10 protein-coding genes are annotated in these 13,104 nt (G+C 60.5%); 3 read left to right on the forward strand and 7 right to left on the reverse strand.

What is annotated here, in order from left to right:
* Window positions 1–4: 4 nt before the first annotated feature.
* The gene (locus RCH06_RS02980) at window positions 5–916 is read right to left on the reverse strand and encodes a lytic transglycosylase domain-containing protein (protein ID WP_327079944.1); all 912 of its coding nucleotides are present in this window, start codon (window positions 914–916) and stop codon (window positions 5–7) included.
* Window positions 917–1,732: 816 nt separating this feature from the next.
* On the opposite strand from RCH06_RS02980, the gene RCH06_RS02985 reads away from it, so the two are divergent.
* The gene (locus tag RCH06_RS02985) at window positions 1,733–4,642 is read left to right on the forward strand and encodes a DUF349 domain-containing protein (RefSeq protein WP_327079945.1); all 2,910 of its coding nucleotides are present in this window, start codon (window positions 1,733–1,735) and stop codon (window positions 4,640–4,642) included.
* A 165-nt stretch (window positions 4,643–4,807) separates the two neighbouring features.
* Here the strand turns inward: RCH06_RS02985 and mgtA are convergent, their stop codons facing one another.
* On the reverse strand, window positions 4,808–7,561 hold the full coding sequence (gene mgtA, locus RCH06_RS02990; RefSeq protein WP_327079946.1) for a magnesium-translocating P-type ATPase: 2,754 nt from the start codon (window positions 7,559–7,561) through the stop codon (window positions 4,808–4,810).
* A gap of 74 nt (window positions 7,562–7,635) precedes the next feature.
* Here mgtA and RCH06_RS02995 point away from each other — a divergent pair, with 74 nt between their 5' ends.
* Window positions 7,636–7,869, forward strand: coding sequence for a hypothetical protein (locus tag RCH06_RS02995; RefSeq protein ID WP_327079947.1), 234 nt, complete (start codon window positions 7,636–7,638; stop codon window positions 7,867–7,869).
* A gap of 53 nt (window positions 7,870–7,922) precedes the next feature.
* Here the strand turns inward: RCH06_RS02995 and RCH06_RS03000 are convergent, their stop codons facing one another.
* The 5 genes from RCH06_RS03000 to RCH06_RS03020 are packed head-to-tail and all read right to left on the reverse strand — an operon-like array spanning window position 7,923 to window position 11,366.
* A complete protein-coding gene (locus RCH06_RS03000) occupies window positions 7,923–8,693 on the reverse strand; it encodes a zinc-dependent peptidase (protein ID WP_327079948.1) in 771 nt (256 codons plus the stop codon).
* A 10-nt stretch (window positions 8,694–8,703) separates the two neighbouring features.
* Complete coding sequence (locus RCH06_RS03005) at window positions 8,704–9,507, reverse strand: UDP-2,3-diacylglucosamine diphosphatase (RefSeq protein ID WP_327079949.1); 804 nt, start codon at window positions 9,505–9,507, stop codon at window positions 8,704–8,706.
* Between the two features lie 33 nt (window positions 9,508–9,540).
* The gene (locus RCH06_RS03010; RefSeq protein ID WP_327079950.1) at window positions 9,541–10,053 is read right to left on the reverse strand and encodes a peptidylprolyl isomerase; all 513 of its coding nucleotides are present in this window, start codon (window positions 10,051–10,053) and stop codon (window positions 9,541–9,543) included.
* Window positions 10,054–10,074: 21 nt separating this feature from the next.
* Window positions 10,075–10,689, reverse strand: a complete 615-nt coding sequence (locus RCH06_RS03015) for a peptidylprolyl isomerase (RefSeq protein ID WP_442799582.1) — start codon at window positions 10,687–10,689, stop codon at window positions 10,075–10,077.
* Window positions 10,690–10,748: 59 nt separating this feature from the next.
* A complete protein-coding gene (locus RCH06_RS03020; protein ID WP_327079951.1) occupies window positions 10,749–11,366 on the reverse strand; it encodes a tetratricopeptide repeat protein in 618 nt (205 codons plus the stop codon).
* A gap of 295 nt (window positions 11,367–11,661) precedes the next feature.
* Between RCH06_RS03020 and cysS the strand changes: the two genes are divergently transcribed.
* Window positions 11,662–13,053, forward strand: a complete 1,392-nt coding sequence (cysS, locus tag RCH06_RS03025; protein ID WP_327079952.1) for a cysteine--tRNA ligase — start codon at window positions 11,662–11,664, stop codon at window positions 13,051–13,053.
* Window positions 13,054–13,104: the final 51 nt, after the last annotated feature.

The following is a 13,104-nucleotide window of genomic DNA, read 5'->3' on the forward strand; positions in this document are numbered from 1 at the left end:
CCGGTCAGGATTGACCTAGTAGCGCGACTTTTTCAGCATCATTCTCATTGGATTTCTGCGTAGAAGTGTTGGCCGGCAAAGACACGGGAATCGGGCGTGAGGGCGCTGGCGATGCATAAAAGCGCGAAGTGGGCGGACGCTTTCCCGCCACGACGGCGAGCAGACGGTCCCGCTCTGCCATCACCTTGCTGGCATAACCGCCGTCGCTTGGAAGGTTGGCTGCGCCCACGTAGTATTTCAGGCCGCCTTCAATGGAGCCGGCGCGGCTGATGCATTCCTGCAGCACCTTGACGCCGACGCGCAGGTTGGCCACCGGGTCAAAAGCGGCGCGCTTGCCGCCCAGGTTGGCATATTTGTCGTGATGAATCTGGGTCATGACCTGCATCAAGCCTTGCGCGCCGACCGGGCTTTGCGCAAACGGATTGAAGCCCGATTCAATCGCCATGATGGCCAGAATCAAGGTCGGGTCGAGTTTGACGTTGTGGCCAATCTCAAAGGCTTCTGCGACCAGCGCGCCGACAGGCTCCTGCGCCACGGAATATTTCTTGCTGATCCACGATGCAATAGCCGCTTGCTGGCTGGACAGAATTTTGGGTTTGGCAGTGGCAGTAACGCTGGCGGTGGCAGTGCGCTCGGCCTCTTTCGGAAGTTTCGGGGCTTGAGGCTGGACGACAGCAACACGGCGTTCCTGCAGCCAGGCCATGAGCTTGAGCTCGCCTGCATCCCGCAAGTCAGGCCGGGCCAGCAAGGTGATGACGGCAAACACGACGGCCATTCCCACAAGCGCCAGACTGTTGTGGGTGACCAGGAAGAAACCTTGGCCAATGTCGTCCGCAACCGTGGCAAGGCCGCTTCGTACATTTTTCAGGGGAGCCTTGATATTGAAATCAGGGTGATCGTTTACTAGCGCTGTCATAGCACTCCTTTCTTTGCGTGCAGACCTTGTGAGGTTGCGCAGGCTTTGATTGAGTCGCCATCAAACCACAGGTTTTTCTGGTGGCTGCTGACCCTCATTGGATGCTGCCGGGGTAGGCAGCGCGTAGGGGTTGACCCCCCTTTTCTTTGAGATTGGCGCATTCTATTAGGCACTCAAATAACCTGTCAATAATAAGAGGTTTGTTTGATATTCTAAATAGACGTAGGAAGTTACTGTTTTTTGCTAAAATTGGGCTAATTGCACGAAGAGGAGGTTTTCTTTTCGAGGCTTGCGGTAATTAACGTTTGTCCGCACCGGCGTCAAAACCTGTGTGAAAAAGGAGTTGACGATTCATGATCTCGCCATCGCCATCGCCATCGCCATCGCCATCGTCAAATCCGGGCCGTCTGCAAGCCAGCCGGTCTGCAATATCTAGCGACGCTTCGTGTTCAAAGCCGGCCTTGTCGTGCAGGCAGTTTCCCTGCTAAAAATCAAGCGTATCTATATAGATGCACAACGCCATTCGCTGCTGCGCTTCGCGTGATTTACCGGGCGGCAGGCTCTTCCTCGGGGCCGTCAAAGCCATGCTACCCGACGGGAAATGCACCCCGCGTACCGAACTTAATTTGGCGATGCTTTAAAAACAGCGAAAATACACGCACTGCTTTAATTTTTTAAAGCGTCGGGCATTCGGGCCTTGCAAGTCCTGGCCCAATTCCTCCGCTGACAAGCCGCCGTGTATCGCCCGCTTCAGGGCCGCGCTGCCACGGTATTTGTGCTGTCTCTGGCTGCTTTTTCTAGAAACGATTGATCTATATGTTGCGCTCTTTTTTGTCCAAATCTTCCAAAGTCGACGCCACGCCGGCCGTTGCCGTGAAATCCAGTTCGGCCAAGAGTAGTGAGCCCCATCCGCTGGACAGCTTGACGGGCGGCGCTTTCTCCGCGCCCACGTCCGGTGAACGCGCCTCGCGTATCCGCCAGTGGCTGACCACCGAGCCCACGCCCGAGCAAATGGCCGAGGTCTATAAAGACCTGGCCAACCGCGACAAAGGTGCTGCCAAGCCGCTGAAAGAAAAGCTCGACGAAGTCAAGCGCAGCAAAGGCCAGGAAGCCGCTGCCGCCGAATGGGCTGAAAAAGCCCAGGCTTTGCTGGCCCTGCCCAAGCTCAATCTGGCCGACGCCCTGGCCTGGCAGCGCGATGCCGCCAAAGCCGGTGCGCCGCTGTCCAAGGAGCCGCTGGCCGGTATGAAAGGGCAACTGGCCGAACGCGTCAAGACGATTGAAGACCTGCAGCACCGCACCCAGGTGCAGCGCGAAGCCGCCGTGCTGATTGCGCAGCGCATCGAAGTGCTGTCGATCAAGCCGTGGCGCGATGCCCAGGCTGTGCTTGAAACCTTGCGCGCCGACGTAGCGCACTGGCAAGCCCAGGCCGATGAAGTTGCGCAAGACGCCAACTGGGCCAGCGTGGATGCCAAGTTCCCGCCGCTGCTGGACGCTTCGCGCGGCCAGTTGCTGGCCGTCTGGGACGCTTTTCAAAGCGCGCTGGCGCTGGCTGTCAAGGCTGCCGAAGACACGGCAGCGCCACTGCCCGCCGTGCCGGTATGGGCTGATGAGTTGCGCGTTGCACGCGGCCTGCCGACCTCAAAATCCGAACAGATGGCCAGCGCTGATGGCAGCCAGCCAGCGCGCGCGCCCAAGGTCAAGATGGATCCGGCCGTGCTGAATGAGATGCGCGCCAAAGCTTCCGCCATCGTGCAGCAAGCGCTGGCCAAGCTGGAGCATGAAGTCACCGAAGGCCACGGCAAGTCCACGCCCAAGGTCGCCGCTGACCTGCGCCATGCTTTGAAAGAAAACATCCGCAACATCGACAGCAAGTTAGAGGCCGCCGCCCACGCCGCGTTGACCGCCGCTGGTGAACTCGAAGGCTGGCAGCGCTGGCGTGCCGACCAGATTCGCGAAGAGCTGGTCGTCAAGGCCGAAGCGCTTCTCGCCAAGCCGCTGGGCGGGCGCAAGCAGCAAGACGCGCTGCGCAACATGCGCGAGCAGTGGAAAACCTCTGACCAGGGCGGCACGCCCAACCATGCGCTGTGGAAGCGTTTTGACGATGCCTGCAACGAAGCCCACAAGGTCGTCGAGGCCTGGCTGGAGAAGGTCAAGGAGCAGGCCGAGGCCCACAAAGCCCAGCGCCAGGCGTTGATTGACGAAGTGCTGGCCTGGGCCGAAGCCAACAAGGACAGCACCGACTGGAAGATGCATATTCGCAGCCTGAACGGTTTTGTCGAAAAATGGCGTGAAGCCGGCCACCTGGGCGACAAAGCGTTTGCTGAAATCCAGCCTGTCTGGAAAGCCGCCATGGAGCAGGCCGATGCGGCGCTCACCACCGCGCGCCACGCCAGCCTGGCCCGCCGCAAGGCCATGATTGAGGAAGCGCAAGTCCTGGGCGCCGAGCCGCAGTTGCGCATTGATGCTGTCAAGTCGGTGCAGCAGCGCTGGCAGCAGGAGGCGCAAAGTGTGCCGATCGAGCGCAAGCAGGAGCAAAAGCTCTGGGACGCTTTTCGCAAGCCGATTGACGACGCCTTCCAGCGCAAAACCGTCGAGCGCGAAAAATCCGCTGCTGCGCTGGGTCAACATGACCGTTACGTGCTGGAAGCCGCCAAGGCGGTCGAGCAGGCCACCGCCAGCGGCGACGCGCAAAAAATCCATGCTGCCGCCAAGGCGCTGGAAGCCGCCGTACGCGGACAGGTGCAAGTGGCCGCAGCGGCTGCCGAAGCCAAAACCGCTGCCGATGCCGCAGGCGCTGCCGCCGGTAATCAATCTGCCCCGGTTTCTGATGAAAATCAGCCTGATGCGCAAGCTGCACCTGCACAGTCAGCTACTGAAAACGTAGCAGACGCATCCAGCGAAACGCCACCTGCTTTTGTCGATGTGGATGGCAATCCGTCCGCTGAAGCCGCACCGGCAGAGTTTGCTGAATCCGCCCAGCCAGCCAGTGCGCCGGCCGAGCCTGCGCCCGCACCGAAGCCTGCCGCCAAGCCTATCGTCGCCATGCGCGGCGATGACCGCCCCGGCATGCGCAAGGCCGAACCCGCCGGCGCGCCCGGTCGTGGCGGCAAGTTTGGCGACCGCAAGGACGCGCGTCCGGGCGGCAAGCCCAGCGGCCCGCGTTCGAGCACCGACAACAAGTTCGAGCCTTATCGTCCAGAACGCGCAGAGCGTCCGGAACGCACCGAGCGTTTCAGCGACCGTCCGGCTTTTGAAGAGCGTGGCCCTCGCTTGGGTGATGCCGCTTTCCGCGCCCAGCGTGACGCTTTTGACGCCGCCAACCAGGCGCTGAAAAAGCTCGCCATGCAGGCTCACGGCGAAGTGCTGACCAACCTGCTGACGGCTTGGGAAAAGCGCGATCCGGAACAGCTTCCTGGCGCGCAGGAACTGGGCAAGCAGGTCACGCCTGCGGTGCGCAGCAGCTGGGTCAAGGCGCTGAGCGAACCGGCTGGCAAGGATGCAGCAGAAGCACTGTTGCGCCTCGAAATCGCCGCTGAACTGCCAACGCCGGCTGAGCACATCAGTGCGCGCCGCATGTTGCAACTGCAATTGCTGACCAAACGCAATGCACCGGCACCGGCTGAAACCTGGGGCGAAGATGCCGCCAAGGTGCTGGCTGCCGAGTTTGACGGCAGCAATGCCCGCCGCGTGCAGAACGCGCTGAAAGCCTTGCTCAAGCGCTGATAAAGGGAGCCGCCGCGCCAGTGGCGGCTTTTTTATCGATTCCGGCGCTTGGCACTGGCGGCCATTGACAAGGTGGTTTTGCTTTATCGGGCCGGCAATGGCTGGCCCGGTTGTCTCCCTCGCAGGCGACTCCCGGCGAGCCAGATGCCTGGCGCATGCACTGGCCTACTGCCAGCCAAAACGCCGGATGTAATAACGCTTCATCAGCGTCGTCAGCACCGCGTAGCTCAACAAGATACCCGCCAGCCAGCCAAAGTAGGCCAGCGGCAACGCTTCGAGCTTGAAGTAACTGGCCAACGGCCCCATCGGCAAAAAGATACCAATCGCCATGATGAGCAGCGTCATGCCCAGCAGCGGCCAGGCGGCGCGGCTTTCGATGAACGGAATCTTGGGCGTGCGGATCATGTGAACGATCAGCGTTTGCGTCAGCAGCCCGACCACAAACCAGCCCGACTGGAACAGCGTTTGGTGTTCCAGCGAATTGGCCTTGAACACGTACCACATCACCGCGAACGTCGTGATGTCGAAAATCGAGCTGAGCGGCCCGAAAAAAATCATAAAGCGGCGGATGTCGTCGGGGTTCCAGCGCAAAGGCTGGCGCACCAGCTCGGCGTCCACGTTGTCAAACGGAATGGCGATTTGCGACACGTCGTACAGCAGGTTTTGCACCAGCAACTGCAGCGGCAGCATCGGCAAAAACGGCAAAAACACGCTGGCAATCAGCACCGAAAACACGTTGCCAAAGTTCGAGCTTGCCGTCATGCGGATGTATTTCAGCATGTTGCTGAAGGTCTTGCGGCCTTCGATCACGCCTTCTTCCAGCACCATCAGGCTGCGCTCCAGCAGGATGATGTCGGCTGCCTCCTTGGCAATATCCACCGCCGTATCGACTGAAATGCCAATGTCGGCAGCGCGCAGCGCCGGTGCATCGTTGATACCGTCGCCCATGAAACCAACGATGTGGCCGTTGGCGCGCAGGCTGCGCACGATGCGCTCTTTGTTCAGCGGCGAAAGCTTGGCAAAAATCGTGTGCTGCTCCACGGCCAGCGCCAGCGCCTTGTCGTCCATGCCGTCGATTTGTGGGCCCAGCACCAGACCTTCGACCTTCAAGCCGACCTGGCGGCAGACTTCGGCTGTGACCAGTTCGTTGTCGCCGGTCAGCACCTTGACCGTCACGCCGTTGGCGGCCAGCGCCCTGAGCGCGGGCGCGGTGGATTCTTTGGGCGGGTCAAGAAAGGCGATGTAACCAATCAGCGTCAGCGCGGCCTCGTCTGCTACTGAATAGGCGCTCTGGCTGGACGCAGTTTCTTTCATCGCCACCGCCACCACGCGCAGGCCGTCTTCGTTCAATGCACGCGTGACCTGCTGGACGCGCTCCAGCATGGCGGCGTCGAGTGGCACGGTTTTGTCGCCATCGCGCACTTGGGTGCAGGCGGCCAGGATTTCTTCGACCGCGCCCTTGCAGATCAGCTCGTGGTGGTGTGCCCGCTCCGCAACCACGACCGACATGCGGCGGCGCTCGAAGTCAAACGGAATTTCGTCAATCTTGGTGTAGTTTTCGGCCAGTTGCAGCTCGGTTTGCACCTCGACATGCTCCAGTACAGCGCGGTCGAGCAGGTTTTTCAGGCCGGTCTGGTAGTAGCTGTTGAGGTAGGCAAAGCCCAGCACCTCGTCGGATTCCTGGCCAAACACGTCGGTGTGCCGCGCCAGCGCAATCTTGTCCTGCGTCAACGTACCGGTCTTGTCGGTACACAGCACGTCCATCGCGCCGAAGTTCTGGATGGCGTCCAGCCGCTTGACGATGACTTTCTTGCGCGACAAAATCACCGCGCCCTTGGCCAGCGTGGAGGTGACGATCATTGGCAGCATTTCCGGCGTCAGGCCCACCGCCACCGACAGTGCGAACAAAAACGCCTCGGGCCAGTCGCCCTTGGTAAAGCCGTTGATGAAAAAAACAATCGGCACCATGACAAAGGCAAAGCGAATCAACAGCCAGCTGACCTTGTTGACGCCAACCTGAAAGGCGTTGGGTTCGGTGGTGGTAGCCGTAGCGCGCGTGGCCAGCGTGCCAAAGTAGGTGTGGTTGCCGGTGGCCAGCACCACGGCAGTGGCCGAGCCTGACACCACATTGGTGCCCATGAACACCAGATTCACCATTTCCAGTGCGCCTGCGGCCTGCGTTTGCGCCTGGGCATCAGGGAATTTCTCGACCGGCAGCGACTCGCCCGTCATGGCCGACTGGCTGACGAACAGGTCTTTGGCGGTCATGATGCGGCAGTCGGCCGGAATCATGTCGCCGGCTGACAGCTGCACGATGTCGCCGGGCACCAGTTGCTTGATGGGCAGCTCGATCTGGCCCAAGGCCTGAATGCCAAGGACGTTTTCAGGTGGGCGCGTTTCGCCTGCGGCAGCCTCCATTCGCCGGATGACGGTGGCAGTGTTGCTGACCAGCTCTTTGAGTTCCAACGCGGCCCGGTTGGAGCGGCGCTCCTGCACCAGACGCAGCAGCGTGGACAGCGTCACCATGCTGCCGATCACGATGGCACCTTTGTCGTCATGGGTGACATACGACACGATGGCCAGCACGGTCAGCAGCAGGTTGAACGGGTTGTTGTAGCTCAGCCAGAGGTGGTGCGGCCACGACATAGGCTTTTCATGCTCGACCTCGTTGGGGCCGACGCGCTCGCGTATGGCGTCGGCTTCGGCGTCGCTCAGGCCTTGTTTTGAAGTGCCAAGCTGCGACAGCACGCCGGGCAGGTCGATGCGCGCCTGCGCGATCAATTGCTGAGTCAGCTGGTCGGACACCTGCCCCGAACGTCCGCCCTTGGGCAGCGACTCCAGAATCACGCGGCGACGAAACAGGTGGCTGGTGTGCCGGGCCGCCAGAAAGCGGCCAAAGAGCTGGCTGAAGAGGTTCATGGTGTTTTTGTTTGAGGTAAAGCTGGCACCGCATCACCGACGCGCCAAGCGTGGCCGGAATTTACGCTCTTTTCATGAAAAAGAAAGCCTATTTTGAAAATTTTGCAAGTCGGGTTAGCCCGAGGGTGCGGACGTGGGCCGGCAACGGGTTATTGCATTTCAAAGTGGGAGATTTGGTTGCCGAGATGGCCATGCTTTGGCCGCGTCATCGCGAAGTCGCAGGCGGTGGCGATTCAGGGTGGATCAATCACAGGGGATGGATTGCCGCGCTGCGCTTGAACTGGCAGGCTGGCGCTGGAAAGCAATAAATTTTGCTATTGAATAAATAGCTGCCTGCGCAGGCAGGGCATGCGCCTAAAGCCTATTTGGCTTGAAAAAACTGGTCAAACAGCGGCGTCAGGGTCGAAAACTCTTGTGTGAAGCGCTCGCGGTTCACAAAGTAGGCTTCGCAGGCCACGGCAAAGAATTCAGCCGGTGCCGTCGCACCGTAGGCGTCCAGCCAGGGCGCTGCGGCACCAAAGCGTTCGGCCATGGCGATTTGCTCGCAAAAATGATCGTAGGCGGCATGCATCGTGTCATGCCAGACAGCCTGGTCGGCGCGCGACGGCAGGGGTGGGCAGCCGTTGGCAGTGCCGTCCTTCATGTCGATTTTGTGGACGAACTCGTGAATCACCACGTTGTGGCCGTGTTCGGCGGAACGGCCCGAGGCGGCCACGTCCTGCCAGCTCAGCGTGACCGGGCCGCCGTGCATGGCTTCGCCCAGCAGCGCTTCCTTGTAGTCATGCACCACGCCGGCCTGATCGGTGCTGACGCGCCGGGCCAGCATCGCGCCCGCATGCACCACGATGCCGGTGAAATCGTCATACCAGTCCAGCCCCAGGTGCAGCACCGGCAGGCAAGCTTGTGCGGCGATGGCGACGGCCATTTCATCGGTCACCTGCAGCTCGTGCGCGCCGGTGAACTCCTTGCGGTTTAAAAATTCGCCCACCAGCGTGCGAAGCGTTTGCCGATCAGCCGCTGAAAGATGCGCCAGGAAAGGGTAGTGCTGCAGCGTCTGCTGCCACAGCGCTTCAGGAATCGCCTTGGGTTGGCCGCCCGGAAGGTGAAGCAGGGTTTTGAGCCAGTCGAGCATGGCGTTTTTCTCAGGCCGGCAGCAGGGCAATGCGCTGCAGGCCGCTGGCCGTCAGGCGCAGCACGTCGGCGCGCGGCACCACAGCGTGCGCATCCCAGTCGCTCAACACCACGCGCGAAAAGCCGTTGCCCAGGTCGTGAAGGGCGGGCTTGTGGGTGTGGCCGTGAATCAGTGTGTGCGCATGGGCCGCCTGCAGCCACTGGCGGGCGGCGGTGGTGTCGATATCGGCGTAATCCTGGCTGGACTGCTTGCGGGCTTCGCTTTGCCGGCGAATCTCGCTGGCGATGGCTTGGCGCTCAGTCAATGGCTTGGCCAGAAAAGCACGTTGCCACGCGGCAGAACGCACCTGTTGGCGAAACTGCATGTAGTCGGTGTCGTCCAGACACAAGGCATCGCCGTGCGACAGCAGCCAGCGCTGGTCGGCAAATGTCAACACGGTCGGATCGTCCAATAAGGTAGCGCCGCACAGCGCCATAAGCGCCGGGCCGACCAGAAAGTCGCGGTTGCCGTGCATGAAAAAAAGCGCCCGCTGGCTGGCGGCCTGGCTGAGCGCGCTGGCGCAGCGGTTTTCAAAACTGGCTTCGGGATGCCGGTCGAAGTCGCTGCTGACGACATCGTCGCCCACCCAGACTTCAAACAGGTCGCCCAGAATGAAAACGGCGTCGGCTGGCGTGCCGTGCAGGTAGTGCTGAAATGCAGCGAAGGTAGCCGGCTCGTCGGCGTTCAAATGCAGGTCGGAAATGAAATCGACCGTGCGCCAGGACGATGGAGCTACAAGCTCGGTCATCCGGGGCACGGTCGATCGGGTTTCCATCAAGGACTCAGGCAAGCTCAGTCCCGGAGGACATCAAGCCAGCACAACGGCTTTTTCGATGATCACGTCTTCGACGGGCACATCCGAGTGGCCGCCTTTGTTGCCGGTCTTGACGGAGGTGATCTTGTCGACCACTTCCTTGCCTTCAACGACTTTGCCAAACACGGCGTAACCCCAGCCCGAACCGTTCGGTGACGTGTGGTTCAGAAAGCTGTTGTTGCCGGATGCATTGATGAAAAACTGCGAGCTGGCCGAATGCGGCGCATTGGTGCGGGCCATGGCGACGGTGTAGTGGTCGTTTTTCAGGCCGTTGGTGGCTTCGTTTTCGATCTCGCCATCAGTGGGCTTTTGCTTCATGCCGACGGAAAAACCGCCGCCCTGAACCATGAAACCGGGAATTACGCGATGAAACACGGTGCCGTCGTAATGGCCCTTGTTGACGTAGTTCAGGAAGTTGGCGACCGTTTTAGGCGCTTTGGCTTCGTCCAGCTCAAGCGTGATGACGCCGTAGTTGGTGATGTGGAGTTCTACTTTTGGATGGCTCATGGTGTCCTTTGTGGAGAAGGGTTAGTTGACTAGGGTTGCGGATTTGATCATGACGGGCGTTTTGGGAACGTCTGAAGGAAAAGGCCCGCCGCTGCCTGTGGGCAAGGCCTTGATCTTGTTGACAACGTCCATGCCGCTCGTCACCTTGCCGAACACGGTGTAGCCGGGGGCCAGCGTGGACGGGTTCAGGAAGTCATTGTCTTTCACATTGATGAAAAACTGCGACGTGGCGGAATTGGGCTCGTTGGTGCGGGCCATCGCCAGCGTGCCGACAACGTTCTTTTGGCCGCCTTTGGCGAGTGCTTCACGGCCCTCATGCACCACGGGAGCGCGGGTTTTCTTTTCGGCATAAGCGGCGTCATAGCCGCCGCCCTGCACCATGAAATTGTTGATTACGCGGTGAAAAATCGTGCCGTCGTAGTGTTTGTCCTTGACGTACTGCAAGAAGTTTTCCACTGTCTTGGGAGCTTTGTCGGGATAGACCTCGACCACGAAGTCGCCTTCGCTGGTGGCGAATTTGACCTTGGGCGCTGCTGGCTCGGCGGCCAGGGCGGTCGTGATACCAGCGCTGAAGGTCAGGGCGACCAGCAGGGCCGTTGCTGCGCGTCGGGTGAGGTGGGTTGTTGATATTTTCACGGATTCAGTCCTTCAAAAAGTCTTGGAAATTCAGGAAACGGGTGCGTTGCTGCGTGCCTTCAGCGGGCTTTGGCGGCTTTAGCGGGCGTAGCGGCTTTGACAGGCGCGGCAGCTTTGACCGGCGCAGCGGCTTTGGCGGCCGGTGTCAGCAATTGGTTGATGAGGGCCAGCTTGGGGCGCAGGCTGGCGTTGCCGGCATCAAGCTGCAGCGCACGGCTGTAGGACTGGCTGGCCAGGCGCGCATAAACATCGCCGAGGTTTTCGTGGGCGGTGGCGTAGCTTGGGTTCAGGCGAATCGCCATTTCAAGTGTTGCCCTGGCCTTGTCAAACTGGCTTTGCCCGGCATACAGCACGGCCAGGTTGTTGTACGGCTCGGGCAGCTCGGGGTAGTCGAGGGTGATTTGGTTGAAGGTTTCTATCGCGTCGCCGGTTTTGGCGGTTTCACTTTGAATCACGCCCTTGAGGAAACGCATCTGGGGGTCGCGCGGTTTGCCGGCCAGGTAGCTGTCGGCTTTGGCCAGTGCCTGCGGGAATTGCCTGGCGCTGATCAGGAAGTTGACGTCGCTGTAGTCGTCGGCATGGGCGGCAAGCGGGGCAAGCAGCGTGAGCAGCATCAGGCTGCCCATCTTCATAAAAAAGGGCAGGGGCTTGCGTAAAAAGAGGGCTCGCGTGGGCATGGGACTCTCGCTGTTGTCAAGAAGGCATGAGGCCGCGCTGGGGCGGAAAGTGAGGCTAAAACAAGCCGAATCAGATCGCTGTTCCGGCCTCGCCAAGCGTGCCCGGACTGGCTGGATATACTGCGCAATTCTAGCTGAGGGGGTATAGTCAGCTTCCCTGTCGTGATGTTTTTCCACCGTTTTATTCTGTAGATTTTGCCTCGGCTTCGGGCTCATCGCCGCCGGTGATTTGCAGGTGCCTTTTTTCTTCATTTCTGACGACTTTGACGTCAGGCTACGCATTCAGACAATTCCCATGAGCCTTCGCATTTACAACACGCTGTCGCGTGCCGTAGAAGATTTTTCTTCCCTCGTCCCCGGCCAGGTGCGCATGTATGTGTGCGGCATGACCATTTATGACCTGTGCCATATCGGCCACGCCCGCATGATGATGGCGTTTGATGTGGTGCAACGCTGGCTCAAGGTCAGCGGCTACCAGGTCATTTATGTCCGCAACATAACCGATATTGACGACAAGATCATCAAACGGGCCGTTGAGCGCGGCATCACCATTCGCGCCCTGACGGACGAGATGATTGCGGCCATGCACCAGGACATTGGCGCGCTCAACATCGAGCCGCCCACGCTGGAGCCGCGCGCGACCGAATACGTGCCGCAAATGCTGGACATGATCAACACGCTGGAGAAAAAAGGCCTGGCCTACCGGGGGTCAAGCGGCGACATGAACTACGCCGTGCGCAAATTTCCGGGCTACGGCAAGCTGTCGGGCAAATCGCTGGACGAATTGCGCGCCGGTGAGCGCGTGGCGGTGCTCGAAGGCAAGGACGATCCGCTGGACTTTGTGCTGTGGAAATCAGCCAAGGAGAGCGAGCCCGAAGACGCCAAGTGGGACAGCGCCGCGCTGGGCCACGACTACGGCAAAGGCCGGCCCGGCTGGCACATTGAATGCTCGGCCATGAGCTGCCAGACACTGGGCGAGACGTTTGACATTCACGGCGGCGGCGCTGATTTGCAGTTCCCGCACCACGAAAACGAAATCGCACAGAGCGAAGCCGCCAACGGCAAGCCTATGGCCCGTTTTTGGATTCACAACGGCTTCGTGCGGGTGGACAACGAGAAAATGTCCAAGTCGCTGGGCAACTTTTTCACCATCCGCGAAGTGCTGGAAAAGTACGATCCCGAGACGGTGCGTTTTTTCATCCTCCGCGCCCATTACCGCAGCGCGCTGAACTACAGCGACGCGCACCTGGACGATGCCCGCAACTCGCTCAAGCGCCTGTACACCGCGCTCAGTCTGGTCGCGCCGGCTACCGTGGTGATTAACTGGAACGATCCGTTTGCCGCCCGTTTCAAGGCCGCGATGGATGAGGATTTCGGCACGCCCGAAGCCGTTGCCGTGCTGTTCGATCTGGCGGGCGAGGTCAACAAGACCCGCTCTGCCCCACTTGCCGGCCTGCTGAAAAGCCTGGGCGGCTGCCTGGGCCTGCTGCAGGGCGACGCATCGGCGTACCTTCAGGCGGGTGCCGCGCTCGATGACGCGGCTATCCAGCAACTGATTGCCGAGCGCGCCGACGCCAAAAAAGCCCGCGACTTTGCTGCCGCAGACCGTATCCGCACCGACCTGCTGGCCAAAGGCATCGTGCTCAAAGATTCGCCCCTGGGGACGACCTGGGAGGTGCAATCTTGAGGTTTTCAAGCTTTTTAGGCCGCTTGCGCACAGCCGACGGGCGCAAGCAGC

The sequence above is a fragment of the Polaromonas sp. CG_9.5 genome, from assembly GCF_035984465.1.
Taxonomy (GTDB): Bacteria; Pseudomonadota; Gammaproteobacteria; order Burkholderiales; family Burkholderiaceae_C; genus Polaromonas.

Bases quoted from the DNA above. Each gene is read 5' to 3' on its own strand.
- RCH06_RS02980 (WP_327079944.1), bottom strand. From the start codon at position 916: ATGACAGCGCTAGTAAACGATCACCCTGATTTCAATATCAAGGCTCCC.
- RCH06_RS02985 (WP_327079945.1), top strand. From the start codon at position 1,733: ATGTTGCGCTCTTTTTTGTCCAAATCTTCCAAAGTCGACGCCACGCCG.
- mgtA (WP_327079946.1), bottom strand. From the start codon at position 7,561: ATGAACCTCTTCAGCCAGCTCTTTGGCCGCTTTCTGGCGGCCCGGCAC.
- RCH06_RS02995 (WP_327079947.1), top strand. From the start codon at position 7,636: ATGAAAAAGAAAGCCTATTTTGAAAATTTTGCAAGTCGGGTTAGCCCG.
- RCH06_RS03000 (WP_327079948.1), bottom strand. From the start codon at position 8,693: ATGCTCGACTGGCTCAAAACCCTGCTTCACCTTCCGGGCGGCCAACCC.
- RCH06_RS03005 (WP_327079949.1), bottom strand. From the start codon at position 9,507: ATGGAAACCCGATCGACCGTGCCCCGGATGACCGAGCTTGTAGCTCCA.
- RCH06_RS03010 (WP_327079950.1), bottom strand. From the start codon at position 10,053: ATGAGCCATCCAAAAGTAGAACTCCACATCACCAACTACGGCGTCATC.
- RCH06_RS03020 (WP_327079951.1), bottom strand. From the start codon at position 11,366: ATGCCCACGCGAGCCCTCTTTTTACGCAAGCCCCTGCCCTTTTTTATG.
- cysS (WP_327079952.1), top strand. From the start codon at position 11,662: ATGAGCCTTCGCATTTACAACACGCTGTCGCGTGCCGTAGAAGATTTT.